At 62.2% G+C, this 24781-nt stretch carries 24 protein-coding genes; 11 read left to right on the top strand and 13 right to left on the bottom strand.

Annotated elements, in window-relative coordinates:
• Positions 1 to 2: 2 nt before the first annotated feature.
• From paaC to paaA, 3 genes are read right to left on the bottom strand one after another with little or no spacing between them, the layout of a single operon-like run.
• Positions 3 to 839 carry a 1,2-phenylacetyl-CoA epoxidase subunit PaaC gene (gene paaC / locus M1E02_RS04835; RefSeq protein WP_479377019.1) on the bottom strand — a complete coding sequence of 279 codons (837 nt, stop codon included), beginning with the start codon at positions 837 to 839 and terminating at the stop codon, positions 3 to 5.
• Complete coding sequence (gene paaB / locus M1E02_RS04830) at positions 836 to 1288, bottom strand: 1,2-phenylacetyl-CoA epoxidase subunit PaaB (protein ID WP_479377018.1); 453 nt, start codon at positions 1286 to 1288, stop codon at positions 836 to 838. Before paaB ends, paaC begins: the two co-directional genes overlap by 4 nt.
• Positions 1285 to 2277, bottom strand: a complete 993-nt coding sequence (gene paaA / locus M1E02_RS04825; RefSeq protein ID WP_479377017.1) for a 1,2-phenylacetyl-CoA epoxidase subunit PaaA — start codon at positions 2275 to 2277, stop codon at positions 1285 to 1287. Before paaA ends, paaB begins: the two co-directional genes overlap by 4 nt.
• Positions 2278 to 2483: 206 nt before the next feature.
• Here paaA and M1E02_RS04820 point away from each other — a divergent pair, with 206 nt between their 5' ends.
• The 3 genes from M1E02_RS04820 to M1E02_RS04810 all read left to right on the top strand — a co-directional run bounded on the left by M1E02_RS04820 (position 2484) and on the right by M1E02_RS04810 (position 4588).
• Positions 2484 to 3128 (top strand): arsenate reductase/protein-tyrosine-phosphatase family protein, encoded by a 645-nt coding sequence (locus M1E02_RS04820; protein WP_479377016.1) that lies wholly within the window; start codon positions 2484 to 2486, stop codon positions 3126 to 3128.
• Between the two features lie 143 nt (positions 3129 to 3271).
• Complete coding sequence (locus M1E02_RS04815) at positions 3272 to 4339, top strand: LCP family protein (RefSeq protein WP_479377015.1); 1068 nt, start codon at positions 3272 to 3274, stop codon at positions 4337 to 4339.
• A 57-nt stretch (positions 4340 to 4396) separates the two neighbouring features.
• Positions 4397 to 4588 (top strand): three-helix bundle dimerization domain-containing protein, encoded by a 192-nt coding sequence (locus tag M1E02_RS04810; protein WP_479377014.1) that lies wholly within the window; start codon positions 4397 to 4399, stop codon positions 4586 to 4588.
• A gap of 47 nt (positions 4589 to 4635) precedes the next feature.
• Here the strand turns inward: M1E02_RS04810 and M1E02_RS04805 are convergent, their stop codons facing one another.
• Entirely contained in the window at positions 4636 to 5466 is an 831-nt protein-coding gene (locus M1E02_RS04805; RefSeq protein ID WP_479377013.1) for a methyltransferase domain-containing protein, read from the bottom strand.
• Positions 5467 to 5600: 134 nt separating this feature from the next.
• Between M1E02_RS04805 and M1E02_RS04800 the strand changes: the two genes are divergently transcribed.
• Complete coding sequence (locus M1E02_RS04800; protein ID WP_479377012.1) at positions 5601 to 6314, top strand: ArsR/SmtB family transcription factor; 714 nt, start codon at positions 5601 to 5603, stop codon at positions 6312 to 6314.
• 66 nt (positions 6315 to 6380) lie between these two features.
• Here M1E02_RS04800 and M1E02_RS04795 read toward each other — a convergent pair whose 3' ends face one another.
• Positions 6381 to 6746: a hypothetical protein gene (locus M1E02_RS04795; protein WP_479377011.1), complete on the bottom strand. Its 366-nt coding sequence runs from the start codon at positions 6744 to 6746 to the stop codon at positions 6381 to 6383.
• A 187-nt stretch (positions 6747 to 6933) separates the two neighbouring features.
• On the opposite strand from M1E02_RS04795, the gene M1E02_RS04790 reads away from it, so the two are divergent.
• Both M1E02_RS04790 and M1E02_RS04785 read left to right on the top strand, forming a co-directional pair.
• Entirely contained in the window at positions 6934 to 7308 is a 375-nt protein-coding gene (locus M1E02_RS04790) for a cupin domain-containing protein (RefSeq protein ID WP_479377010.1), read from the top strand.
• Between the two features lie 219 nt (positions 7309 to 7527).
• A complete protein-coding gene (locus M1E02_RS04785; protein ID WP_479377009.1) occupies positions 7528 to 9747 on the top strand; it encodes a S9 family peptidase in 2220 nt (739 codons plus the stop codon).
• A 96-nt stretch (positions 9748 to 9843) separates the two neighbouring features.
• Here M1E02_RS04785 and M1E02_RS04780 read toward each other — a convergent pair whose 3' ends face one another.
• The 3 genes from M1E02_RS04780 to pta form a co-directional block, all read right to left on the bottom strand.
• Positions 9844 to 11001: a glutamate--cysteine ligase gene (locus M1E02_RS04780; RefSeq protein ID WP_479377008.1), complete on the bottom strand. Its 1158-nt coding sequence runs from the start codon at positions 10999 to 11001 to the stop codon at positions 9844 to 9846.
• Between the two features lie 234 nt (positions 11002 to 11235).
• On the bottom strand, positions 11236 to 12390 hold the full coding sequence (locus tag M1E02_RS04775; RefSeq protein ID WP_479377007.1) for an acetate kinase: 1155 nt from the start codon (positions 12388 to 12390) through the stop codon (positions 11236 to 11238).
• An 8-nt stretch (positions 12391 to 12398) separates the two neighbouring features.
• Positions 12399 to 14534 carry a phosphate acetyltransferase gene (gene pta, locus M1E02_RS04770; RefSeq protein ID WP_479378066.1) on the bottom strand — a complete coding sequence of 712 codons (2136 nt, stop codon included), beginning with the start codon at positions 14532 to 14534 and terminating at the stop codon, positions 12399 to 12401.
• Between the two features lie 115 nt (positions 14535 to 14649).
• Between pta and M1E02_RS04765 the strand changes: the two genes are divergently transcribed.
• The 3 genes from M1E02_RS04765 to M1E02_RS04755 are packed head-to-tail and all read left to right on the top strand — an operon-like array spanning position 14650 to position 17223.
• Positions 14650 to 15189, top strand: coding sequence for a hotdog fold thioesterase (locus M1E02_RS04765; RefSeq protein ID WP_479377006.1), 540 nt, complete (start codon positions 14650 to 14652; stop codon positions 15187 to 15189).
• A gap of 32 nt (positions 15190 to 15221) precedes the next feature.
• The gene (paaK, locus tag M1E02_RS04760) at positions 15222 to 16580 is read left to right on the top strand and encodes a phenylacetate--CoA ligase PaaK (RefSeq protein ID WP_479377005.1); all 1359 of its coding nucleotides are present in this window, start codon (positions 15222 to 15224) and stop codon (positions 16578 to 16580) included.
• Between the two features lie 37 nt (positions 16581 to 16617).
• A complete protein-coding gene (locus tag M1E02_RS04755; RefSeq protein ID WP_479377004.1) occupies positions 16618 to 17223 on the top strand; it encodes a TetR/AcrR family transcriptional regulator in 606 nt (201 codons plus the stop codon).
• An 81-nt stretch (positions 17224 to 17304) separates the two neighbouring features.
• Here M1E02_RS04755 and M1E02_RS04750 read toward each other — a convergent pair whose 3' ends face one another.
• The 3 genes from M1E02_RS04750 to M1E02_RS04740 form a co-directional block, all read right to left on the bottom strand.
• Positions 17305 to 17646, bottom strand: coding sequence for a DUF8129 domain-containing protein (locus tag M1E02_RS04750; protein ID WP_479377003.1), 342 nt, complete (start codon positions 17644 to 17646; stop codon positions 17305 to 17307).
• A gap of 485 nt (positions 17647 to 18131) precedes the next feature.
• Positions 18132 to 18410 carry a putative quinol monooxygenase gene (locus tag M1E02_RS04745; RefSeq protein ID WP_479377002.1) on the bottom strand — a complete coding sequence of 93 codons (279 nt, stop codon included), beginning with the start codon at positions 18408 to 18410 and terminating at the stop codon, positions 18132 to 18134.
• 116 nt (positions 18411 to 18526) lie between these two features.
• Positions 18527 to 18934: a VOC family protein gene (locus M1E02_RS04740; RefSeq protein ID WP_479378065.1), complete on the bottom strand. Its 408-nt coding sequence runs from the start codon at positions 18932 to 18934 to the stop codon at positions 18527 to 18529.
• Between the two features lie 193 nt (positions 18935 to 19127).
• On the opposite strand from M1E02_RS04740, the gene M1E02_RS04735 reads away from it, so the two are divergent.
• Positions 19128 to 20390 (top strand): glycosyltransferase 87 family protein, encoded by a 1263-nt coding sequence (locus tag M1E02_RS04735; RefSeq protein WP_479377001.1) that lies wholly within the window; start codon positions 19128 to 19130, stop codon positions 20388 to 20390.
• Positions 20391 to 20500: 110 nt separating this feature from the next.
• Here the strand turns inward: M1E02_RS04735 and M1E02_RS04730 are convergent, their stop codons facing one another.
• On the bottom strand, positions 20501 to 21706 hold the full coding sequence (locus tag M1E02_RS04730) for an IS30 family transposase (protein WP_479378064.1): 1206 nt from the start codon (positions 21704 to 21706) through the stop codon (positions 20501 to 20503).
• 292 nt (positions 21707 to 21998) lie between these two features.
• Positions 21999 to 24119 (bottom strand): phenylacetic acid degradation bifunctional protein PaaZ, encoded by a 2121-nt coding sequence (gene paaZ, locus M1E02_RS04725; RefSeq protein ID WP_479377000.1) that lies wholly within the window; start codon positions 24117 to 24119, stop codon positions 21999 to 22001.
• 296 nt (positions 24120 to 24415) lie between these two features.
• On the opposite strand from paaZ, the gene M1E02_RS04720 reads away from it, so the two are divergent.
• Positions 24416 to 24781 (top strand): PaaI family thioesterase, encoded by a 366-nt coding sequence (locus tag M1E02_RS04720; protein WP_479378063.1) that lies wholly within the window; start codon positions 24416 to 24418, stop codon positions 24779 to 24781.

The following is a 24781-nucleotide window of genomic DNA, read 5'->3' as shown; positions in this document are numbered from 1 at the left end:
GGTCACCACTTCGCTCCGGGATGTTCCCGGGCCAGAACCTGCATCTCAGCAAGGATGTAGCCCAGGTGTTCGGAGTGCCGTCCCCGCCGGCCGCCCCCCGGCGCTGCCGGAACCTGGGGAACCTCCAGCTCGGCTTCGGTAAGTACTTCACCCGTGAGGCGGTCAAAGTCGCCGCGCAGGCTGGAAGGTGCGACGGCGACGCCGGCTTCAGCCAAGCGCGTGGTCAGGTCATCGTCGTGGAAGAGCTCATCAACGTAGGGCCAGATGAGTTTGAAGGCGTGCTGGATCCGCCGGCGGGATTCCTCGGTGCCGAGGGCCAGGCGCAGCACCCATTGGGCACTGTGGTCGCGGTGGTAGTCCACTTCCTTCACAGCCTTGGCGGCGATGGCGGAAAGCGTGGAATCGGTGGATTCAGTGAGCCGGCGGTACAGCTCGAACTGGTAGTAGCTCACCACGAACTGGCGGGCGATGGTGACGGCGAAGTCGCCGTTGGGCTGCTCGACAAGGTGGGCGGAGCGGAACTCGGGCTCGCGGCGGAAGTAGGCGAGATCGTCCTCGCTTTTGCCCCACGCTCCCCCGGCATAACTGAGAAAGGAACGGGCATGGCCCAGCTGGTCGAGGGCGATGTTACCCAGGGCCACGTCCTCCTCCAGCTCAGGAGCGCGGGATATCCAATGTCCCAGCCGCTGCGCGAGGATCAGCGCGTCATCGCCCAGGCGGAGGGCATATTCGGCCGCATCTTCGCCGGGCTTAACCAGGCCGGTGCTGACCTCGAGCGCAATGTCCTCGGGGCGCAGCGCATTTCCGGGAGTGATGCGGGTGGCTGACTCGCTGCTCACAGGTGCTTCACGCCCTCGCTCTTGGTGTAATACGTGGCGTGGCGGTAATCCTTGCCCTGGGGTGACTCGAAGAAGGCGCCCTTGGCATCGGGATCGCTCGAGGCAATGGCGTCAGCCGGGACAACCCAGATGGACACGCCCTCATTGCGGCGGGTGTAAAGGTCACGGGCGTTGCGCAGGGCCATGGCCGCATCCGGCGCGTGGAGGGACCCGGCGTGAACATGCGACAGGCCCCGGCTCGAGCGCACAAAGACTTCCCAGAGGGGCCAGGCGCTGCGGTGGCCTTCCCTCTGAGTGGCATGGCTCTGCGGCGTTTGGGTCTGGGCCTGGGTCTGGGGCGTCTGAGTCTGGGGCGTGGCCTCAGATGGGGCATCAGTGGGGGCGGACGACGACGAGTCAGGCCCGCCGCCGGCGCTCGCCGGCATCTCGGGGTTACCGTGTGGTTTCATGCTGCGAGTTCCTTCTCTGCCTGCTTGCGGCTCTGTTTTTCCGCATAGGCTGCGGCTGCTTCGCGCACCCAGGCGCCGTTTTCGTGAGCCTCGCGCCTGCGCTCAAGGCGCTGCGCGTTGCAGGGGCCGCGCCCGTTCAGCACTTCCTTGAACTCATCCCAGTCCAGGGGTCCGTGTTCCCATTTCTTCGTTTCCTCGTTGAAACGGATCTCGCTGTCCGGCAGTGTAAGCCCCAGAACCCTGACCTGCTCCACCATCATTCCGACGAAGCGGCTGCGGAGCTCGTCGTTGCTGAAACGCTTGATGTTCCAGGCCATGGATTGCTTCGAGTTGGGGGAATCGTCGTCGGGAGGGCCGAACATCATGAGCGACGGCGCGTACCAACGGTTCACTGCGTCCTGGGCCATCTGCTTCTGTGCAGGCGTTCCATTGGACAGCTCGAGGAGGATTTCGAAACCCTGGCGCTGGTGGAAGGACTCCTCCTTGCAGATGCGGACCATCGCACGGCCGTACGGCCCGTAGGATGCCCGGCACAAAGGAACCTGGTTGCAGATGGCGGCACCATCCACCAGCCAGCCGATCGCGCCCATGTCAGCCCAGGTCAAAGCCGGGTAGTTGAAGATGGAGGAGTAGCGGGCCTTGCCTGCGATCAGGTCCTCCATCATCTGGTCACGCGATTGGCCAAGGGTCTCGGCAGCTGAGTACAGGTAAAGCCCGTGACCTGCCTCGTCCTGGACCTTGGCCATCAGGATGGCCTTGCGCTTGAGACTTGGCGCGCGGGAGATCCAGTTGGCCTCGGGCTGCATCCCGACGATCTCCGAGTGGGCATGCTGGGAAATCTGGCGCAGCAGAGTCTTGCGGTAGCCAGCCGGCATCCAATCCCGGGGTTCAATCCGGGAATCCTCTGAAATGATGCGGTCAAAGTAGGCCTGGCCTTCAGCCTCGAGGGCGGCCCCATCCTGCTCCGACTGCAGAATCTGCGATGCCATGGTTGCTCCTATGCATTCCGAACATCAGTAAATAATTACCGACCGTTCGTTCAGGATATGCGGAACCGTCCGGAAGCGTCAAGCAACACATCACCCTGGGACTGCCCAACAAGGGCGGTTCGGCACGTGCCCACCGGGTTCCTGCATGTTAAGTTGAAGTCCAGGGATCAGCCGATCTGCCCGCTCTCCGGAAGAAGCCCTCACCTTTGGAAACACCCGCATCAGCCACTGTCCGAATCCTGGCCGTGTGTACCGGCAACATCTGCCGCTCGCCGGTGGCGGAACGGCTGCTTCAGGCCGGGCTGGACCAGGTGCTGCCGGGCGGATTCGAAGTCCGAAGCGCCGGGACCAGGGCAATGGTCGGGGACCCCATTCAGCCGCTTTCGGCCGAAATCATTACCCGGTACAGAGGTAACCCGCAGCCGTTCGCGGCCCGGCAGTTGACGCCGAAAATCCTCCGGGACACCGATCTGGTGCTGACCATGTCCACTGGACACAGAGGTGAGGTCCTGAAACTGGACCCCTCGCTGCTGAAGCGGACTTTCACCATCAGGGAGTTCGCGCGAATGCTCGAGGTGCTTGAAGAGCAAGGCGCAGCGGGAACCAAAACCGTCGTGCCGCCGTCGGACGCGTATTCATCATGGGGTGACCTCAAGACTCTCTGGCGGGACCTTCCCGGACGTGCAGCGTCCGTGCGGCACCTGGCGCTGGCCACGGACCCAGCGGACAACGACGTGGTGGATCCGTACCGACGCAGCGCCGAGTACTACAGCCGGATGGAAGATGAATTGGCGCCGGCAATCCTCTCAGTCCTTCGTTTTGCGCGCCTGAACGCCCCGGTAACAAGGTAGCCTGCAAGCAGTCTCAACACCCCAGCGGCCACCTATATCGCAGCGAATCCAGAAGTGGTACGGTCCCGTCATAGGCGGTGGCATGGAGTTGCCCGGCCCGAAAAACGCAACTGAAAAGGGTCATCCCAGAGGGGGTTCGTGCCTTGAGCATCCCATCCGATTCCGGCGGAGAAATGCGCCGGCCTCAGCTTTTCCTTGCCATGGCGCTGTCCTTTGTACTGGTCCTTGGCGTCATCAGCGCGGCCCTCTATTTCAACCGGCAACCCACCGCGAGCCCCGGGCCTCCCCCAACGGAAACATCAATTCCGACGGAAACGCCCACACCAACTCCCACGCCCACGCCAACACCCACGCCTGATCCGGAACCTCCCAGAACGGCGATGAACATCCTCCTGATTGGCAGCGATATCCGTGGCAATGCACGCGAGGGCGAAGCAGCACGGTCCGCAACAGGCCAACGGCCCGATCACCGCGCCGATGCCATGATGGTGATCCATGTCCCGGCGGACCGCCATGGCATTTATGGCTTCTCCCTGATGCGGGACCTATGGGTGAACATCCCGGGCTATGGCGGGGCGAAGATTAACTCCAGCCTGGAAATCGGCGGAGTCCATTTAGTGACAGAGACTGTCTCAACCCTGCTGAACAGTCGGATCGACCACACCGTCATGGTGGATTTTGAAGGCTTCAAGCAACTCACGGACATGTTGGGTGGCATTGAAGTGGATGTCAAGGTTCCCTTCACCTCCACTCACGACGGCAGGCACACTTTCCCGCCCGGGGTTCAAACCCTGAACGGAGCGATGGCACTGGAATTCGTCCGTGAACGTTACGCGTTTTCTGACGGCGACTACCAGCGGGTGCGCAATCAGCAGACCTTCCTGCGCTCTGTGCTGGCCCAGGTAAACACGACCGCGTCGGCCTCCGATCCTGGAGCAGCGGGACGCCTGGCGCTCGCAGTGCTTCCATACGTCACGGTGGACCAGTCGTGGGACGCCACATCGCTGGCATGGCTTGCCTACAGCCTGAGCAAAGTGCCGCCAGAGAACGTCGTCCTCTTTACGCTACCCACCGCCGGCACAGGTTTCTCAAGCGACGGGCAATCAATAGTCCTGCAGGACCAGGCTGCTACGGCCGCTGTTGGGGCGGCCCTCGCTGAAGGCAGGATCGGTGAGTTTATTGTTGCCAACGGGTTGGCTGGCGGGAACTAGGCGGCTTGCGCGAACTTCTTGTTGACGACGTTCAGCTGCCGGGCGGAAACTTGGCGCATGCAAAGAGACAACGAGCCCCATGCGTTAGTGGTTGTCATCGACCGTCTGGCCGAGCGTTTCCCGGATAAGCCACGCACGACCATCGAGATAGTGGTGGCTGAAGAACATGGGCTACTCAACGCCGGGCCCATCCGGGACTACATTCCTGTGCTGGTTGAGAGAGCGGCCAAGCAACGCTTAGCTGAATAAGCAAGTCCCTGCCTGCTCTGAAGGAAAACAGCTACAACCCGAGCCCATCAGTCCTTCGCCGCCGCAAACGAGAGGCTCATAACGCCGTACTTGTCAGTTGCCTTGCGGGCCCTGCCGGAAAGAAACTCGTACGGATTCCTCTTTCGCTCCGCCAACCGCAGCCCGCTATCGGCGATGAGCTGCTGGTACGCATCCACCTGCTCAGCACCGCCGACGCAGGCAGCCCACAGCTCGGCATCACAAACAATCTGGGGAGTCAGCGGCCTGCTGGTGACGATGTCCGCAAAGATGAACCGTCCGCCATTTCGCAGTACCCTCTGGGCCTCGCGAAATACGGCAGCCTTGTCGGGAGAAAGGTTGATCACCCCATTGGAGATGACGACGTCGAAGCTGGCATCTTCGAATGGCAGTTCTTCAATGTGGCCCTGTTTGAAGTCCACGTTAGGAAATGCGCCCTCCTGCAGGAAGTCCCTGGCCTTGTCGAGCTGTTCGGGCGTCATATCCAGGCCCACAACGGATCCATCCTCGCCAACAGACACAGCCGCAGCGAACACATCCGTCCCGGAGCCACTTCCCAGATCGAGGACGCGTTCACCAGGGGAAAGCATTGCAAGGTCCAAGAAATAGCCCACACCGGCGAAAGACTCAACGGCGCGGGCAGGTAGAGCGTCAAGCAGTGGCCCCGGGTAGCCCAATCGTTCTGCAAGGGCGCGGCCCAGCTCGAAGTGATACTTCCCCTCCGGGGCCAAGGCGACCTGACGATAGACCCCCTTGACCTTTTCCTCCAGATCAGTGCGGTCAACGGCCTCTCTCGCATTCCTCAGACCGGTCTCGATCACTGTTTCTACACGGGTAGGGAGGGACTGTACTTCCTCCATTGCGTTCGCCTCTTCTAATTGGGCCGGGCCCTGGAGGTCAAGGGCTCTAGGCGTAATCAAGTAGATGCTTGAATACTCTTCCTGCCGGGCGTACATTGTCAAGCAGTTACTTGAATAGCTGTGAGGGACAGGCAATGAGCGGGCACATGAAGAGCAGTGGTACCCCAGGCAGCCACGAGGCCAAGAAGGAGCTGTTCGACGGTTTCGCATCCGTGGCCAAAGTGATGGGCAGCGGAAGACGTGCAGAGATCGTTGACATCCTGGCGCAGGGTGAGCGTCCCGTTGACGAGATCTCACGCGAAATCGGGCAGTCCATGGCGAACACATCCCAGCACCTGCAGCTACTGTTGCGCGCAGGCCTCGCAAGGAGTCGCCGGGAGGGGACGAGGATCTACTACTCGCTCAGTGGCCCAGCCGTAATCCGACTGTGGGCAGCTGTCAGGGATGTGGCCGCGGAGCACGTTGCCGAACTTGACGGGCTTGCAACGTCCTATCTGGGAGACCGGTCCAGCCTGACCACCCTGACGCGTAGCGAACTGCGTGAGCGGATAGGCGATGGCGATCTGATGGTCATCGATGTCCGGCCAGAGGCAGAGTTCCGAGCCGGCCACATTGCAGGCGCGGCATCAGTGACAGTCAAGGAGCTCGAGACGAGGCTGGATCAGCTGCCCAACGACCGGCTGATCGTTGCATACTGCCGCGGGCCTTACTGCGTTTACGCTGACAATGCCGTCAGGATACTGACTCGGCACGGCAAAGAGGCCGCGCGGCTCGAGGAAGGATTTCCCGAGTGGAAAGAAGCAGGCCTCCCGGTGGAGGCCTCCGATACCAAAGCCTTCGGGACATAGCCATGCTCCCTGAGCGAGAGTGTGAATACGCATCCCTGCCGCCTTTCGGGCGGCAGGGGCGGAAGGTCAGGCGGCTGTTGCCAGGGCAGGCAAGCGGCGTCCCTCCATAGTGCGGCCTCTGGCGTCGGCAACTAGTGGTTTTTCAGCCGCAGGAGCAACGATGCGAAGTTTGCACTCGGACTGGAACGGATCGATAGAGGTTGGAAGATGATGGGTTTTGGAGCACTCGCGGAGCTGATCCAGGGCGGCTGTGTCCACCTTTGCGTGGCTGACGTCAACAACCACGTCGAGGCCCTCCCTCAGATGATTGGCTCGCTTCACAACCACGTACAACGCTTGGATGCTCTGGGCGGTCACATGACCTTGGGCGGCCACCTCCGCCTGTCCACAATCCAGGTCCACGCGGACCAGTACCCGAAGTTTGTCGTTCAATGGAATCCCCCTCCATGGGTGGCCGCGACGCTGCGACCGAACCCCACACTAAACAGCGCTATGTGATGTACGCAACAGCAACCGTCATATTGATACCGGATTGCGTCAAAGAGCGGCTGCATTCCCGGAGCCCCCTGTCAGGGCTCCGGACGAACAGTAATAACACTCCCTGTTGAGGAGAACTGAAATGCCTGCAGTAACAGTCAAGGCCCTTGAAACGAAGTCTTTCAATGAACCGGATGAGAAGCGCCGGCCACCACGGACCGAAGTCGACGTCGTCAACATTGGCGACACCACCCTGGGCAGGTTCACCTTCGAGCCCGGTTGGCGCTGGTCCGAGACGGTCAAGACAGTAGTCCACACCGACAGCTGCCAGAGCAACCATCTGGGCTTCTGCACCGCCGGAACACTCACCGTCCAGCTGGAGGACGGGAGCCGGACCACCATCCACGCCGGCGACGCCTACGCCATTCCTCCGGGCCACGACGCCTGGGTGGAAAATGACGAGACGTTCGTGGGCTACGAAATCATGAGCGCGGCCACCTACGCCAAGCCTGAGTAGCTTCGCCCCACTGCCTGCAAACCGAAATGCGTAACTTTTGCCTTGGTTTGCGGGGTGCACCGGCGGAATCACGGGGCTCTAGGCAGCTCCACCCCGCAAAAGTGACGCATTTCGGCGAAGGCCCAAGCATTTCTGCCGACAAGGGACCGGGTTTCAGCCCTCAGCTGGAACCTGGCTCGGCCGGAGGCGCACAACGGAGGGTGGCGGTAGATTGTTGGAATGACCGAAACTCCGCTGCAGACCACCGTCGCCGCACCGCCCCTTGCCAAGAAAGTCCCCACTGAGCGCACCCACCACGGTGACACGTTCGTGGACAACTATGAATGGCTCCGGAACAAGGAATCCGCGGATGTTGTGGAGCACCTGAAGGCAGAAAACGCCTACCAGGAAGCGGTGACTGCCCACCAGCAACCCCTGCGCGAAGCTATCTTCCAGGAGATCAAGGGCCGCACCCAGGAGACGGACCTCTCGGTACCCAACCGGAAAGACGGCTGGTGGTACTACACCCGCTCTGTTGAGGGCAAGGAGTACGGCATTTCCTGCCGCGTCCTCGCCAGCAACACCGGCAATCCCGTGGCCGACTGGACCCCTCCCGAGGTGGAAGCCGGTGTTGAGATCACCGGCGAAGAAATATTGCTGGACGGAAACGTGGAGGCCGAGGGCCAGCCCTTCTTCTCCATCGGCGGGACAGCCGTCACGGTGGACGGCAACCTATTCGCCTACGCGGTGGACAACTCCGGTGACGAACGCTTCACTTTGCGCCTAAAGGACCTCCGGACCGGCGAGATGCTGCCCGACGTCATCGAAAACGTGTTCTATGGAGTCTCCTTCTCCCCCGACGGCAGCCGGGTGTTCTACACCGTGGTGGATGATTCCTGGCGCCCGTACCAGGTAAAGGCCCATATTCTGGGCACGCCCGTGGACGAGGACGCCGTTATTTACCAAGAGGACGACGCCGCAATGTGGTTGGGCTTTGAGCTCTCCAGTGACCGGCGGCACCTCGTGCTGAGCATCGGCTGCTCCGAGTACAGCGAAACAAGGTTCCTGCGCTTCGACGATTACGACGCCGGGCTCACCACCGTGGTCTCCCGCAACGAGCGCGTCCTGTATGAGGCCGAACCGTTCCTGCTCGAAGTCGCCTCCGGTGCCCGCGCCGAGCAGATCCTCATCACGCACAACCGCAACGCCGTGAACTCCATGGTCTCGCTCATTGATCCTTCTGAACTGTCCAAGCCGCTGTCCGAGCAGCACTGGACCACCGTCGTCGAACATTCCGACGACGTCCGCGTCAACGGTGCGGGCGTCACCTCAACGCACCTCATCGTCTCGGCCCGCAAGGACACCATCGAGCGGGTGCAGGTGTTGCCGCTGGCCGGGCTGGGGACGCCGGCGCAGGGCGCTCCCGTGGAGCCTGCCTTCGATGAGGAGCTTTACACGGCGGGGGTGGGCGGATCCGACTACGAGGCGCCTGTGATCCGGCTGGGCTACACGTCCTACTTCACGCCGTCGCGCGTGTATGACTTTGTGCTGCCCACAGCTGAACGCCCCGCCGGAGAGTTGCTCCTGCGCCGGGAAAGCCCGGTGCTGGGCGGCTACTCCGCCGCTGACTATGTGGCGACGCGGGAGTGGGCAATCGCCGACGACGGCACCCGGATTCCGCTGTCAGTGCTCAGGCACGCATCGGTGAAGCAGGACGGCACCAACGCCGGGCTGGTGTACGGATACGGCTCGTACGAGATGAGCATGGATCCGGGGTTCGGGATTGCCCGCCTGTCCCTGCTGGATCGCGGAGTGGTCTTTGTTATCGCCCATATCCGTGGCGGCGGTGAGCTTGGCCGGCACTGGTACGAGGACGGCAAGAAACTGCGGAAGAAGAACACCTTCACTGACTTCATCGCCGCCACTGACTGGCTGGCCAGCTCCGGATGGGTGGATCCGTCCCGCATCGCTGCCCTGGGTGGCTCGGCCGGCGGGCTCCTGATGGGCGCCGTGGCCAACCTCGCACCGGAAAAGTACGCTGCGGTGGTGGCGCAGGTGCCGTTCGTGGATCCCCTGACCTCGGTGCTGGATCCGGAGCTGCCGCTATCCGCCCTGGAGTGGGAGGAATGGGGCAATCCGATTACGGATCCCGAGGCGTACGCCTACATGAAGTCCTACGCCCCGTATGAGAATATCCGCGCGGCCAGTTACCCCAAGATCGCAGCTGTCACCTCCTTCAACGACACACGGGTCCTTTACGTGGAACCGGCCAAGTGGGTCCAGGCCCTGCGCGAGGCCACCACTGGCAGCGAACCGATCGTGATGAAGATCGAGATGGAGGGCGGACACGGCGGAGCCTCCGGCCGGTACGTCCAATGGCGTGAGCGGGCGTGGGACTACGCCTATATCGCCGACGCCCTCGGAGCCACCGAGCTGCTGCCCGGAGCCGGGCTCAAGTGACCCGCGCCCACCTCCACCCATCGATTGCTCCGTAGGCGCCCTTTTGGACCCTCAAAACGGCACCTACGGAGCAATGGATGAGGGGCAAAGCGCCTCCTAGTACCGCATCGGCTCCTGGAAGACTTCCTCCGGCGGGACATCACCCAGGCGGTGCGTCCGCTCGACAGCCTGGGCCATCATCCCGGCGAGGGAACCACCTGCCTGCACAGCCCGGCGTTGTATTGCAGAGCCGGTACCGCCTGCGAGGATGTTCCCTACAACACGCGCCACGTCACCGTCTTCTTCGGACTCAGCCAGGGCCCTCTGCACATGGTCCAAGAGTGCTGCGACCACGACGGCGGCGTCCCGAGGCTGGCCTGTGACCGGGTGGATAAGATCACCCTCCACCCCTGACTTGCTGGCCTTCCACGAGGCCAGGCGCAAGGCACTTGCCGGGACCTGGCGTGGTTTCCGGCCCGCCTTCCAGTCACGCGCGGCGGTTTGGACGAGCGCCCGGACCACAGCGGCAATCCCCGCCGCATGTTCAGCGTCAAGGCAAACATCAGCGATCCTCACTTCCACGGTGGGGTGGTTCCGGGAGAGCCGAGCATCGAAGTAGATCATTCCGCCGTCAAGGGGCACACCCGTTTCCAGCAAGCGGGCCACTTCCCGCCTATAAGCGGGAGCAGAGCCAAAGATCTCGCAGGGTCCCGACGTCGGCCAGCGGTTCCAGAGCTGATACCGGTAGCTGGCAAAACCGCTCTCGGTCCCGTTCCAAAATGGCGAGTTGCTGCTCAGGGCCAGCAGGACCGGCAGCCAGATCCGGATCCGGTCCAGAACTGCCACACCTTCCTCCGCGGAGCCCACCTCCACGTGGACATGGAAGCCGCATGTGAGCTGGTCCTTCATGGTCCGGCCAAAACGGGACTCCATGGCAAGGTACCTGCTGGTCCGGACGATGTGCGGTACCACTGGAACGGCGGAGGTTGCCAGGGCCACAGCCCTGGCACCGGCGCTGGAAGCTGCGGCATCGGCAAGGCGGCGCCCCTGCCTGATAGTGGACAAGGCATCGGCCATCGTCAGGGACGGAGAGCCCACCACTTCGATCTGTTCCTGCTTGACCTCAAGTTCAAGGAAGGCCGCTTTGACGGCGGCAGGTTGGCCGGCAAGGGCCGAGGCTACGGCCGGCACCGGCTTGAAGGTGAGGGAATCCACAAGCAGCAGTTCCTCTTCGACCCCAAACTGACGCAAATGCCCGGGCTGCTGATACTTCACGTTTGACCTCCGTGGTCGAACGATGATTAACGGGCCTCCTGCACGACCCGGGAGCATAAACCAATCCCTTCCACCGGGTCCGAGGGATCACCTCAGGCCAGGATGTGAAATCAATTATAGACAGGGTGTCTAGAGGCTCCCAGCGCCAGAGCTGAGAATTAGCAGCCAGTTTCCCCAACATTAAGGCTCCCCAGTATCCTCCGTCACGCCGCTACAGCCTCACCGATACAGCGCTTAACCGCGGACGACGGCGGCAGTTGCCTCCGCGATGGCCTGCTCCTCATCGGTGGGAACCACCAGAACAGGGATGGCCGAGTCCGTTGCGGAAATGACGCGGGCCAGCTTGGACCGCACCTGGTTGAGGCCGGCGTCGAGCTGTATTCCCAGGGCTGCAAGATGCTGTCCCACCAGGGCGCGGAACTGATGGGAGTTTTCGCCGATCCCTGCCGTGAACACAATGGCCTTGGCCCCGCCAGCCGCCACGTGATAGCCGCCGATGTACTTCGCCAGCAGGTACGCAGCAACCGCGAGCGCCATGGACGCCCTGGCATCGCCGGCTTCGGAGGCTTCCACGACTGAGCGCATGTCGTTGTTACCGGCCAGGCCCTTGAGCCCGGACTGGCGGTTCAGCATCGAGTCGATGTCCTCGGTGGACCAGCCCGCCCGCGCCAGGAAAACGAGGATGGACGGGTCCAGGTCTCCTGACCGCGTGCCCATGACCAGCCCCTCCAAGGGAGTGAATCCCATGGAGGTGTCCACTGATTTTCCGCCCTGGATCGCAGTGACTGAGGCGCCGTTCCCCAGGTGGGCGATGACGCCGTCGAACTCTTCAACGGGCAGATCCAGCATGGCGGCGGCGCGGTGCGTCACATACTCATGAGAAGTGCCGTGGAAGCCGTAGCGGCGGATGCCGTGGTTGGTGTAGAGCTCGTCCGGGACGGCGTACCGCCACGCGTGCTCGGGCAGGGTACGGTGGAAGGCGGTGTCGAAGACGGCTACCTGCGGCATGTCCGGCCACTTCTTGGAGATGGCCCGGATGCCCAGCACGTTCGCCGGATTGTGCAGCGGGGCCAGCGGGTTGAGGCGCTCAATGGCCCGGGTGATCTCGTTATCGATCAGGACTGGCTCGGAAAACCGTTCACCGCCGTGGACAACCCGGTGCCCCACGGCTGCGAGCTCCAGCTCTCCGAGTTCCTGATGGATGGCGACGTCCACCTGCTCCAGTGCTTCGGCATGGTCCCTGGGGCCGATAATTTCGCCGTCCCCCTCTCCTCCGGTACCCATGCCGATCTTCTCGATCAGCCCTTCGGTCAGCACGTTGGCTGCTTCCACATCGCGGACCTGGTACTTGAGCGAGGACGAACCGGAATTGATGACGAGGACGAGCACAGGGCCTCCTAAGCCTTCGTTTCTGCTGAGAGTTCTTCTGCCGGCGCTTCTGCGGCGACTTCCGCCGGCACTTCCGCTGACTGGGCCTGGATCGCGGTGATGGCCACAGTGTTCACGATGTCCTCCACGGTGCAGCCGCGGGAGAGGTCGTTCACCGGCTTCCGCAACCCCTGCAGGACAGGCCCGACGGCGACAGCCCCCGAGGATTGCTGCACCGCCTTGTACGTGTTGTTGCCTGTGTTCAGGTCCGGGAAGATAAACACAGTGGCCTGGCCGGCAACTGTTGACCCCGGCATCTTTGACTCGGCGATGGCGGCGTCCACTGCGGCGTCGTACTGGATGGGACCTTCGACGGCGAGATCTGGCCGCCTGCCCTTGACCAGTTCTGTGGCCTGCCGGACAGCGTCCACCGCCTCACCGGAACCGGAACCGCCGGTGGAGTAGGAGAGCATGGCCACACGGGGCTCAACCCCGAACTGGGCCGCGGTTTCGGCAGAGGCCACGGCAATGTCCGCGAGCTGTTCCACGTTCGGATTCGGGTTCACCGCGCAGTCCCCGTACACCAGCACCCTGTCCGGCATCAGCATCAGGAACACCGAGGATACGATCTTGACGCCGTCGCGGGTCTTCACGAACTCCAGGGCGGGACGGATGGTGTGGGCCGTGGTGTGCGCGGCGCCGGATACCATTCCGTCCACCACTCCCAGCTGGACCATCATGGTGCCGAAGTAGCTTTCGTCCTGCATCACCTCAAGCGCCCTGGCGAAGTCAACGCCCTTGTGCGCCCGCAACTCGGCGTACCTCCGGGCGAACTCCTGGCGCCATCTGGACGTGTGCGGATCCACGATGTTGATCCCGGTCAGGTCGATCCCCTGACTCGCCGCGAGCTCCCGAATGTCAGCTTCCCGGCCCAGCACCGTCAGCTCGCAGACATCCCGGCGGTGCAGGATTTCCGCAGCCCGCAGGATCCGCACGTCCGTGCCTTCGGGGAGCACAATGTGCCGTCGCTGCGACCGTGCCCGCTCTATGAGGTCGTGCAGGAAGCGCAGCGGCGTCATCCGCTCCGCGCGCGGCAGATGGAGCCGCTCCACCAGTTCCGCCTCGTCCACCCGGCGGGCCCACAGGCCCAGGGCGGATGCAACCTTGCGGCGGTGGCCTGACCAGATTTCGCTGCGGACCTCCGAGACCTGTTTGGCTGTGGTGTAGGTATCGTGCGGGGCGGTGAACACGGGGAAGGGCGCCTGCGCCAGGAGTGAATAGATGGTGGGATCCGGGGCGAGGTTGCCGGTGAGAATCAGACCGGACGGCACCGGAAACTCCGGGGAGAACGACGACGCCAGGCAGGCCACCATCACGTCGGCCCGGTCACCGGGAACGATCACCAGCGCACCGTCGTCGAGCACGTGCAGGAAGTTGGCCACATTCATGGCCGCCACCTTGTTGGAATGGACATCCCGTTCCATGTCTTGGCGTCCGGCCACTTGCCGGATGCCCAGGGCTGCGGCCACTTCCCCTATGGTGGGGCGAGCGATGTCCTCAAGCTCAGGAAGGACATAGACGGGCCGGCCGGAAGCACCGGGACGCACGGCTGCGGCAATGGCCTCAAGGTCGGCCGGATCAGCGCGGTTCACCATGAGGGCCAGGAGGGAGCAGCGCTCCGCCACCAGTTCCTTGCGGGCAACTTCGACGGCGTCCGCGGCTTCCGCCACCGTGCGCCCTTTTGCCCCCACCACGGCCACCACGGGGGCGGCAAGATTGTTGGCGAGGCGGGCATTGAGATCGAACTCGACGGCGGCGTCCTGGCCGGTCAGATCCGTTCCTTCAACTATCACCACATCGCAGTGGCGGGAGATTTCCGCGAAGATTTCAACACACCGGGCATCGATCTCTGCCCGGTTGCCTTCGGCCAGAAGCTTCCTGACTTCCGTGGAGGTCAGGCCGCCCCGGCATCGCTCATCGTCCAGGTCGAAGCGGGCCTTCATCAGCGCCACCATAGGATCCGCCGAGGGGTCATTACCGTGCACTACCGGTTTGAAGAACCCGATCCGGTCCGCGTGCCTGTGAAGCGTGTCCGCCAGGCCCAATGCGACGAGCGACTTCCCCGAGCCTGGAGTTGTTGCGCTGACGTAGATCCCTTTAGCCATGGTCCACCCTTGGTTGTGCTGGTCCCGTCCCACCATACTTTCACCTCTTGACAGCCACCACCCAAATGGGATTACCTAATGAACATTCGGTAAATAAAGCTGGAGGCAATGACGCATGGCTGAACTGACCATCCCGGGCACCGCTACAGGCGTCCCCCTGCCGCAAGGAATCACCCATCCGATCCTGAAGGACGACTACGCCTCTGAATGGATGGGAATCGAAGTCCTCGCCCTCGGTGACGGCCACGCCACCATCCGGATGACCCTCCGCCAGGAAATGCTGAACGGCTTCGGCATGGCGCACGGCGGAATGATCTTCGCCTTCGCTGACTCCGCGTTCGCCCTGGCCTGCAACCCGGTCAACCCGGCTGCAGAGGAGGCTGACACCATCACTGTTGCCGCCGGCGTCGACATTAACTTCCTGCAGCCTGCCTACACAGGCCAGGTGATCACCGCCGTCGCCGATCTCCGGGCGAGCGCCGGGCGGACCGGACTCTATGACATCCGGATCTTTGCTGCCAACCCCGGCACTCCGGAAGCGACGGCCATGCCAACTTCCGACGCCGGTCCTGCCTTCGCCCCGGGCGAACTCATCGCCGAGTTCCGCGGGCGCAGCCGGACCATCACCAAGAAACAGAACCCCACCGGGCAATAGCACCCCTTCTGGCAATAGAACAGAGAACCATCATGACCCTGCACGCCACCGAGTCCGCATCAGCTTCCAACGATGCCGTCCTGGACCGCGAAGAAACCATGTCCCGTGACGAACTGGAGGCCCTGCAGCTCAAACGCCTGCAGGACACGGTGGCCTACGCCTACGAGCGGGTGCCTCTGTACAAGCGCAAATTCGACGAGGCCGGAGTCCACCCCAGCGATCTGGAGGACCTGGCCGATCTGGGAAAGTTCCCCTTCACCACCAAGGAAGACCTCCGGCAGGAGTACCCCTTCGGAATGTTTGCCGTGCCGCAAAACGAGGTGGCCCGCGTCCACGCCAGCTCAGGCACCACCGGCCGCCCCACGGTGGTTGGCTACACCAAACAGGATCTCGCCGATTGGGCCAAACTGGTGGCCCGCTGCCTCCGCGCCTCCGGCGTCCGCCCCGGAATGAAGGTCCACAATGCCTACGGCTACGGTCTTTTCACTGGAGGCCTGGGCGCTCACGCCGGCGCCGAAGTCCTCGGCTGCACGGTCATTCCGATGTCCGGTGGGCAGACCGAGCGCCAGATTCAGCTCATCCAGGACTTCGAGCCGGATGCCATTCTCTGCACGCCTACATACTTGCTGACCATCGCCGATGCCATGGTGCACGCCGGGATTGACCCCGCCTCGACGTCCTTGAAGTACGCCGTTCTGGGAGCAGAGCCGTGGACCCAGGAGATGCGGCACGAGCTTGAAGCCACCATGAACATCAAGGCTTGCGACATTTACGGGCTCTCCGAAGTTATGGGCCCGGGAGTGGCAGGGGAAGCCGTGGAGACGCAGGACGGGAGCCACATCTGGGAGGACCACTTCCGCCCTGAGATCATCGACGCGTTCAACCCGGTGATTGGCGTGGACGCTGTGCTGGGCGACGGCGAGCACGGCGAGCTGGTGTTCACCTCCCTCACCAAGGAAGCGCTGCCCATCATCCGTTACCGCACCAAGGACCTCACCCGGCTCCTGCCAGGCACCGCCCGCCCGGCGCACCGCAGGATGGGCCGGATCACCGGCCGCAGTGACGACATGATCATCCTCAGGGGCGTCAACCTGTTCCCGTCCCAGATCGAGGAAATTGCGCTGCGGATTCCTGAACTGAGCCCGCACTTCCAGCTGGAACTCACCAGGCCTGAAGGCCAGCGCATGGACCAGATGACGGTCAAGATCGAGCGTCGGGAATCGGTGACCCCTGAACAGAGTTCGACGGCGGCACGGACCTTGCGGGAGCAGATCAAGATCCACGTTGGGTCTTCGTGCGAGGTTTCTGTGGTGGAGCCCGGAACGCTGGAGCGCTCGAGCGGGAAGCTGCGGAGGATCTACGATCTCCGGCCCAAGGGCCAGTCCAGCTAGGCCACACCAACCGACCGTTCATGAGAAACTAGCCAACATGTCCAGTACAGCAGCAACCACCAAGCGCGGCAGGCCCGGTTACGACCAGCAGTCGGTGCTGCTGATCGCCGTCGACGTTTTCAACAAGCACGGCTATGACGCAACGTCAATGGGGATCCTGGCGGAGAACCTGGGCATCTCCAAGTCAGCGATCTACCACCACGTCCCGTCCAAGGGCGATCTTCTCAAGCTGGCTCTGGAACACGCCCTTGGTGGGTTGGAGGCCATCCTGGACGAGCCGGAAGCCAAGGAAGGTTCCGCGGAAGCACGGCTGGAATTCGTACTGCGCCAAACCATCTCCGTGCTGGTCGAGCGCCTGCCGTTCGTGACACTGCTCCTGCGGTTGAGGGGCAATACGGAGATCGAGCGGAACGCCATGGAACGTCGTCGTGCCTTCGACCACATTGTTGCCGGTTTGATTTCGTCAGCCCAGGACGAGGGCTCCATGCGCAAGGACATCGACCCGCGCACCGTGACGAGGCTCCTGTTCGGAACCATCAACTCCATCGTGGAGTGGTATAAACCGGGCGGTTCGCTGTCCCCCGAAAAGCTCGCCGACGACGTCATCACCATGACGTTCCGCGGGCTCCACGCCAGCCCCTAGCCCTAGCCCGGACGCTCCCTCACATTCTGCAGGCTTTCCCCCGACGCTCCCTCACATCCTGCAGGCCGAAGGGCTCAGGGCTCAGGGCCGGGGTTGTGCCTGTGTCGTCGAGACCCCATGGAATGGCGGGTTGATTTTCGGGCCGGCAGTATTTGGGCTGACTTGCGACCCCGAATGGCCTTCTGTCATCTCGGGGAGGTCGTGTGGCACCGACCCGCTGGGTTCAGCACCTTCCTGCAGAGCGTGCAGTCGACTTTCCAGAACCTGGATCACCGGCAGCCTGTCCCCATGGTGCCGTTCATAGTCCAAGATGGCTTCGATGCCTGCTGCATCCAAAGCGTGAATCCGAGAAGGAAGGGTGCCAAGGGGGATGTGATCGTAGTCCGGAAGCGGCAGTTGACCCCGTTCAGGGGAATGGTTCATGACTCCTCCTGGGTTGTTGGTCTGTCCACGGTAACAGCGGCAATCTTGAATATAAAGAGGCCCTTGGAGCAAAGGGGCGCCCGGGAATGCGGGTAAGAATTGCAACTAAAAAAGGCAGTTTTCGTTGCCGCTGCCGTTAGCGGGGGAAGCTGAGCTCTTTAGGAGTCGCCCTGAGAATATCGTCTCGGGCGATTCCAAGAACTGTGGGCTGGATCCCGGCATCTGGAAGCTGAGAGCCCGGGCAAGCCTGCAGGGCTCTGAGAGCTATTAGCGCGTTTTCCCCTTCGGCGAGGGTGACGTCGTAACCGGGCAGTGGAGCCGGTAACGCCATGCGTGGAAAGGGACCGTGCCAATCGTCGTGGATCCCGTCAGGGGAACTATTCATCTGGGCCTCCGAATCGCAAAATTAGGTCCATGAAGTCACCTTATCGAGGATCTCTTTGTACGCCCTTTAGGCGACGTGAAGGGAACTTCCACGGATTCGACTACATGCCTTCGACCGTGTACCTCCGCTCCATGCCGGCAGTCACCCGGCCCCACTCGCTCTCTATGGCTCGTTCCCTATGTGCCCGAAATGCGTCAGCGTCTCGGAACCTCTCCTCGACCTGCCATTCCAACGACTCCGGGCTACGGTTCACCTCGAATGAGATGCACCCTTCCTCAGCACGCGTCAGCTCTACATGAAGGGGAAGGTGCTGCGCCACGATCGCAACGTCGTCTTTGTCACCGCAGATGAGTTTCCCAGTCAGATGGACATTGTTCATAGCTTCATCCTCACACCTCTAAAGATGCAACACCCGCATCGTAGGGCGTGGATTCAGCTTAGGATCAACAACGCTGAAGGCGCCCCGCTTTATGCGAGGCGCCTCCAAGTCCGGTTTCACAGCTGATATTCGGCCTGCTGCCCCAAGGTCTCATGGATGCAGAGGACGTTGTTCTCTGTGTCCATGAACCACGCGCACTTCTCGGATTCGGTTGAACAAATGTGGTTCTCCGTTTTGAGATCCGGCTCGTCGTAGTCCTGGAAGCGGATGCCTTTCCGCTCCAATTCCTGAACGGCTTCCTCGATGTTCCGCACCTCGAAACTCAAGGTTGTGTGCTCGGAGTGCTTACCGTCCTTAACGGGCTTCAACTGGAGCATGTGGCCGCCGTCCATGCCAAACAATTCGCTACCGTCTTCCGCCACTCCACGGTGCGGCAGGCCCAGCGCCTCGGCATAGAAACGGCGGGCACGCGCCACGTCATCGACAGGCAGGACAGTAGTGGCTGTGCTTAGTCCGAGGGTCATCATTTTCGCCACCTCCTACGCTGAAAATTTTACGCTTCAGAGCGGTTGAAGACCCAGTGAAATATCGTCCGTGAGAAACTAGTCATTTAGGTTCGCGACCAAGTGACAGGATCCGCTCATTTCTACTGACGCATTTTTTAGCAGATTGTCGTGGTTCCGGTCCCGTGTCATCCCGCTTCGCCTGGAACGGGCTATGAACTCCCCCGCAGGCCTGCTCTTCGGCTACCTGATTATCCACACCGCCTTTTTGCTTTTCTCGCTTGCCTTCTCCATGCGTGGCGCAGCACTCGGTGACACTGCGATATACCGGGACTGGATGCTCAGCGGCTTCAGCAGCGAAAGTGCCACTGGAGGGCCCAGCGCATCTGTGTACCCGATCCTGGCCGTGGTGCCCATGGCAATAGCGGGCCTCGCTGGGCCCCAGCTATTCTTCACCGGTTGGGTTTTCGTGATCACCGTTCTCAATGGCTTAGCCATAGCCAAGTTGACCAGTTGGGGTCGTCAGCAGGTGGCGATCAGAGCAGCTTGGTGGTGGCTTGTTTTCACCGTTGTCCTGGGTTTCGTTGGATTCTCACGGGTGGATGGCGTAACAGCGCCCATCGTTCTCGTTGCCCTGGCCTTTGGAGTATCTGCGCCATTCATCGCAGGAGTGCTTTTGAGCGTCGGCACCTGGATCAAGGTCTGGCCGGCCGCAGTGCTGCTTTCGTTGTTTGCGGTTACAAAGAATCGGTTGCAGCTCCTGACGGCCGGAATCTTGGTAACAGGTGCAGCGGTGGGACTGGCAAGCCTCATGGGCTGGCTCCCTGCGTTGATGAATTTCCTGACCCTCCAAGGCAGCCGGGGCATGCAACTCGAGGCCACCTTCAGCACTCCCTGGTTGTGGCTGGCAGTTCTCGGTATCGACGGCTCACGAACGTATCAGAACGTTGAAATCGGTTCCATGCAGGTTGATGGACCGGGAACTGAAGTTATGGCCGTCCTTATGCAGCCATTGTTGATTCTGGTGGCTCTCGTGGTGACCGGGTTGATTTTTTGGGCTCTCCACAACGGCAAGCTCGCAGGGGGTGCGGATCGCAGTGAACTTTTGCTCGTGGGATCGCTCGCGATGGCCACAGCATTCGTTGTGTTCAATAAGGTGGGGTCGCCGCAGTTCGTCCTCTGGCTTGGCCCTGCAGTGGCAGTGGGACTGGCGCACAACTGGAAAGAGTGGCGTGTTCCGGCCGCCTTACTGACGGTTATCGCCGTCGCCACATTCTTTGTCTTCCCAGTGCTCTTTCAACAACTCAGCAATAACAACCCGTTTGCCGCAATGGTCCTCACAATCCGCAATCTCATGCTGGTGGTGCTGCTCTTCTGGTCGCTGCGCCGGCTCTATGCCTTGGGCACAGAGCCAGGAAAACCGGAAGCATCCCAACCGCCGGAAACAGCATCCGAGCAGAGCAGCACCGTACCCTAACCCGCAAAACCTGAGGGAGCGTCCCCCAAAAACCCGCAAAACCTGAGGGAGCGTCCCCCAAAAACCCGCGAAACGGCGGATTCTGGGGGTCGTTGCAACACAGATGGTAGCTATGTGGTCAAAAGTAGATCACGGAGGCGCTCGGCCGGGGTATCCCAGCCGAGCGTTTTGCGTGGTCTGGCGTTTAGTTCCTGGGCTACGTGTTCGAGGTCTTCGGGTCCGTAGACGGATAAGTCGGTGCCTTTGGGGAAGTACTGCCGCAGGAGCCCGTTGGTGTTCTCGTTCGATCCGCGCTGCCAGGGGCTCGCGGGGTCGCAGAAGTAGACCTGCATGTCTGTGGCGAGCGTGAAGGATTTGTGGTTGGCCATTTCTGCGCCCTGGTCCCAAGTCAGGGAACCGCGGAGATGGGCCGGCAGTGTGGTCATGGTGTTGATGAGGCCGTCGCGGACGGTTTCGGCGGTGTGGTCATTGGGCAAATGGACGAGCATCACGTACCGGGTCGTGCGCTCGACGAGGGTCCCGATAGCGGACTGGTTCAATGCCCCGGTGATCAGGTCCCCTTCCCAGTGGCCAGGCACGGCGCGGTCCTCAATTTCGGGTGGGCGTTCGGAAATCATCACCATCGGGTCCCTGAATCGTTGAGTGCGTTGTTCACCGGTGTTGTGGGGTTTGCGGCGGGTCCTGCCGGTGCGGAGGGCGGTCTGGATTTCGCGTTTGAGACCTCCGCGGGCCTGGAAGTAGAGGGCCTGGTAAATCGTCTCTGTACTCACGCGCATTTCCTGATCGTTGGGGAAGTCCTTGATCAAAGTGTTGCTGATCTGCTCCGGTGATTGGCGCACGAGCAGTTTGGTTTGAACGTATTCCCTCAGCCGGGGCACTGTTAGCAGCTTCCGATCCTTGGGCCGGGGACGGCGGGCGGCAGCGGCCCGTTGCGCCGCATACGGCTGATAGCCGAGGTTTGAGGTGGTGTTGCGGGAGAGTTCTCGGCTGATGGTCGAAGCAGACCTGCCCAATGCGGACGCAATCGCCCGCAGAGACGCCCCGGTTGCTGACATGTCCCGGATCGTTTCACGCTCTGACAAAGACAGATAACGCGGATCGATAGCCTTCTCCAACTCCGAGACGGGGATCTGGGGGCCGGGAACCGTCCCGGTCCCACCAGCGGCAGTCGTCGAAGTGGTCACACCCCGTTTGTAGTCCACAACTCGTCCGTCAGGGTAAAAGCGCCGGCTGCCGGAGTGTCGGATTCCCTTGTCCCAGTCCCTGGCCGTGCGGATGCTCACACCCACGTTCCCGGCGGCCTCTTGCCGGCCCAGGCCAGCCTTGCGCAACCGCAGGAACTCCTCACGCCTCGAAGAGTCCGGACGCTTTCCGGCCATGCCCGCAGCGCGGGTCCAGTGATAACAGGTCATCCGGTTCAGCCCAAGCTCGGCTGCGGCGACGGTCACATTCCTGACCCGGTCCAGAACGGCGAAGAACTCCTCTTTCTGCTCCTGCGTGTACCTCCCTCGGCCCGACGCTTCTTTCGACAAAGACGACACGGTCGTTGCAACTCCCAAAACTCTGGGTGTTGCAACGACCGCTAGAACTCAAGAACCTGAGGGAGCGTTACTTCTCCACGAGGGTCAGGACGTCGTAGGTCGCCACGATTTCGTCGTTCTGGTTGGTCAGGACGGCATCCCAGGCCACCTCGCCGTACTCGTCAGTTTCGCGGGGGGTGATCTTCTTCGCTGTGAGCGTGACCCTGATTGAGTCCCCAGCGGCTACCGGGGTGATGAAGCGCAGGTTTTCCAGTCCGTAGTTGGCAAGGACGGGCCCCGGAGCAGGCTCAACAAACAGCCCCGCAGCCCAGCTCAGCAGCAGGTACCCGTGAGCCACAATGCCCGGGAAGAACGGGTTGGCTTCCGCCGCCTCCTGGTTGGTGTGCGCGTAGAAAGTATCCCCGGTGGAGTTGGCGAACGCCGTGATGTCCTCCAGCGTGACCTGGCGCAGTTCGGAAAGTACTGCATCACCGATCCGCAGGGTCTCCAGCGACTTCCGGAACGGGTGCGTCTGCTCTGTTTGCACGGTGAAGTTCCGGTCCGCGCCGGCATGCCAGACACCCGTGACCGCGGTGAGCATGTTCGGTGATCCTTGGATGGCGGTGCGCTGCATGTGATGCAGAACGGAGCGGATTCCGCCCAGCTCCTCGCCGCCACCGGCGCGCCCCGGACCACCATGAATCAGGTGCGGCAGCGGCGAACCGTGGCCTGTGGAGCTTCGCGCGTCCTCGCGGTTGAGCATGAGCACGCGGCCGTGGTGGGCTGCAATTCCGGTTACCAGCTGCCGGGCAACCTCTGGATCATTCGTGCAGACGGATGCGACGAGGGACCCGCCGCCACGCGCGGCGAGCCGGACGGCGTCGTGGATATCCGAGTAGCCGATCACGGAGGAGACTGGCCCGAACGCTTCAAGCGTATGGACCTCCTCCGCCTCTGCATCCGCCCAGCTCAGCAGCACTGGCGACATAAAGGCACCGTCCTCGACGACGCCCACTTCCCCGTCCTTATTGGTGACGTTCGGGGAATCGAGCGTGCCGTACGCAAGTTCGCCTCCGGCATCGAGCATCGACTGAACGGCCGCACGGACGTCCGCGAGCTGTTCCAGCGAGGCGAGGGCACCCATGGTGACGCCCTCAGCCCGGGGATCACCGACCACAACGCGCTCCCGGACACGTTCACCCACGGCATTGACGACGTCGGACACCATCTCGTGGGGCACAATGGCCCGCCGGATCGCCGTGCACTTTTGCCCGGCTTTAGTGGTCATCTCGGCGACCAGTGACTTGATGAAGGCATCGAATTCAGGGGTGCCCTTGATGGCGTCGGGCCCAAGAATGGCCGCGTTGAGGGAGTCCGTCTCGCAGGTGAAGCGGACTCCTCCTTCGCCAACGTTGACGTGGGACTTGAGCTTGACTGCCGTGGATGCGGACCCTGTGAATGACACCAGGTCCCGGTAGTCCAGATGATCCAGAAGGTCGCGGGCGGAGCCTGAAATAAGCTGCAGCGTACCCTTGGGCAGGATGTTGGACTGCACGATCGCCTTGACCACGGCAGCAGCAACATACCCGGTGGGCGTAGCCGGCTTCACAATGGTGGGAACCCCGGCAAGGAAGGCAGGGGCGAGCTTCTCCAGCATGCCCCAAACGGGAAAGTTGAAGGCGTTGATCTGGACTGCGACGCCGGGGATGCGTGTGTAGATGTGCTCGCCGGCAAAGGATCCGTCCTTCGACAAGACTTCCATTGGACCGTCCACCACCACCTGGGCGTTGGGAAGTTCGCGCCGTCCCTTCGAGCCGAAGGTGAAGAGCACGCCGATTCCGCCGTCGATATCCACCATCGAGTCGATCCGGGTGGCGCCGGTCTGCGCGGAGAACGCGTAGAACTGATCTCGGCGCTCATTCAGATACTGGGCCAGCTCCTTGAGCTTCAGGGCGCGCTGGTGGAACGTCAGCTTCCCGAGCTCCTCCTGCCCGGTGGTCCGCCCGTAATCCACGACGGCGGCCAAGTCCAGTCCCTCTGTGCTCACCTTCGCAAGGAGCTCCCCGGTACTGGCGTCCAGGACAGGAACCGCGGATTCGGCGGCAGCGGCGTCCGGCGTCCACCAGGATTCCTGCACGTAACTGGGAACGGTTTCTACTGCGTCTACCGTGGGCTTGGTGTCTCCAAAGGAGCTGGTAATGGTGGTCATCGTTGACGGGTCCTTCCAACGCGGGGCAAGATCATACAGCCAGCATTACTGACCGTCCGTTCGGTAATATGTCTAGAGTACATGAATGTGCCCTGACGCACACTAGAGCCCACACTGGATACAGCAGGCATACCCGTTACATGCAGACCGCTGCAGAGGAGAAATGAATGATTCCCGAACCCGGCGTTCCGGCGAATGCTGTCAACGATGTGGCTTCCCGCCCCGGCCGAGCTGAAGATGCCGGCTCGGGAGATGGCGGGCCCTGGAAGATCACGCTCGGCGAACTCGACGAGAAAATGGGGGTCAGGATCATCGAGGAGTCGGTGGAGCGCGTGGTCGCCACCATGCCTGTGGAGGGAAACCGCCAATCGTTTGGTCTCCTTCACGGCGGGGCATCATTGGCTGTGGGAGAGGCCGTTGGATCTTGGGCTGCGGTGATCCACGCCAGCACGATGGGCAAGACCGCCGTAGGGGTGGACGTTTCAGCCACTCATCATCGTTCAGCCCGCGAAGGCCTCATCACTATCACCGCTACACCGCTTCAGCTCGGCAGGACCCTCACGGCTCACGAGGTGATCATCACCAACGAAGGCGGTCAGAGGCTGTGCACCCTCCGCATCACCAACCTGCTGCTGGACCGCAAGGCTTCGGCCGAAGATTGA

Source organism: Arthrobacter sp. Z5-13, assembly GCF_056499105.1.
The sequence above is the reverse complement of the archived record's forward strand: the minus strand, read 5'-3'. Positions and strand labels throughout refer to the sequence as shown.

What these genes read in the sequence shown, in the direction of transcription:
- paaB (WP_479377018.1), bottom strand. Translation starts at nt 1,288, where the DNA reads ATGAAACCACACGGTAACCCCGAGATGCCGGCGAGCGCCGGCGGCGGG.
- paaA (WP_479377017.1), bottom strand. Translation starts at nt 2,277, where the DNA reads ATGGCATCGCAGATTCTGCAGTCGGAGCAGGATGGGGCCGCCCTCGAG.
- M1E02_RS04810 (WP_479377014.1), top strand. Translation starts at nt 4,397, where the DNA reads ATGCAAAGAGACAACGAGCCCCATGCGTTAGTGGTTGTCATCGACCGT.
- M1E02_RS04805 (WP_479377013.1), bottom strand. Translation starts at nt 5,466, where the DNA reads ATGGAGGAAGTACAGTCCCTCCCTACCCGTGTAGAAACAGTGATCGAG.
- M1E02_RS04800 (WP_479377012.1), top strand. Translation starts at nt 5,601, where the DNA reads ATGAGCGGGCACATGAAGAGCAGTGGTACCCCAGGCAGCCACGAGGCC.
- M1E02_RS04790 (WP_479377010.1), top strand. Translation starts at nt 6,934, where the DNA reads ATGCCTGCAGTAACAGTCAAGGCCCTTGAAACGAAGTCTTTCAATGAA.
- M1E02_RS04785 (WP_479377009.1), top strand. Translation starts at nt 7,528, where the DNA reads ATGACCGAAACTCCGCTGCAGACCACCGTCGCCGCACCGCCCCTTGCC.
- pta (WP_479378066.1), bottom strand. Translation starts at nt 14,534, where the DNA reads ATGGCTAAAGGGATCTACGTCAGCGCAACAACTCCAGGCTCGGGGAAG.
- M1E02_RS04765 (WP_479377006.1), top strand. Translation starts at nt 14,650, where the DNA reads ATGGCTGAACTGACCATCCCGGGCACCGCTACAGGCGTCCCCCTGCCG.
- paaK (WP_479377005.1), top strand. Translation starts at nt 15,222, where the DNA reads ATGACCCTGCACGCCACCGAGTCCGCATCAGCTTCCAACGATGCCGTC.
- M1E02_RS04755 (WP_479377004.1), top strand. Translation starts at nt 16,618, where the DNA reads ATGTCCAGTACAGCAGCAACCACCAAGCGCGGCAGGCCCGGTTACGAC.
- M1E02_RS04750 (WP_479377003.1), bottom strand. Translation starts at nt 17,646, where the DNA reads ATGAACCATTCCCCTGAACGGGGTCAACTGCCGCTTCCGGACTACGAT.
- M1E02_RS04745 (WP_479377002.1), bottom strand. Translation starts at nt 18,410, where the DNA reads ATGAACAATGTCCATCTGACTGGGAAACTCATCTGCGGTGACAAAGAC.
- M1E02_RS04740 (WP_479378065.1), bottom strand. Translation starts at nt 18,934, where the DNA reads ATGACCCTCGGACTAAGCACAGCCACTACTGTCCTGCCTGTCGATGAC.
- M1E02_RS04735 (WP_479377001.1), top strand. Translation starts at nt 19,128, where the DNA reads ATGAACTCCCCCGCAGGCCTGCTCTTCGGCTACCTGATTATCCACACC.
- paaZ (WP_479377000.1), bottom strand. Translation starts at nt 24,119, where the DNA reads ATGACCACCATTACCAGCTCCTTTGGAGACACCAAGCCCACGGTAGAC.
- M1E02_RS04720 (WP_479378063.1), top strand. Translation starts at nt 24,416, where the DNA reads ATGGGGGTCAGGATCATCGAGGAGTCGGTGGAGCGCGTGGTCGCCACC.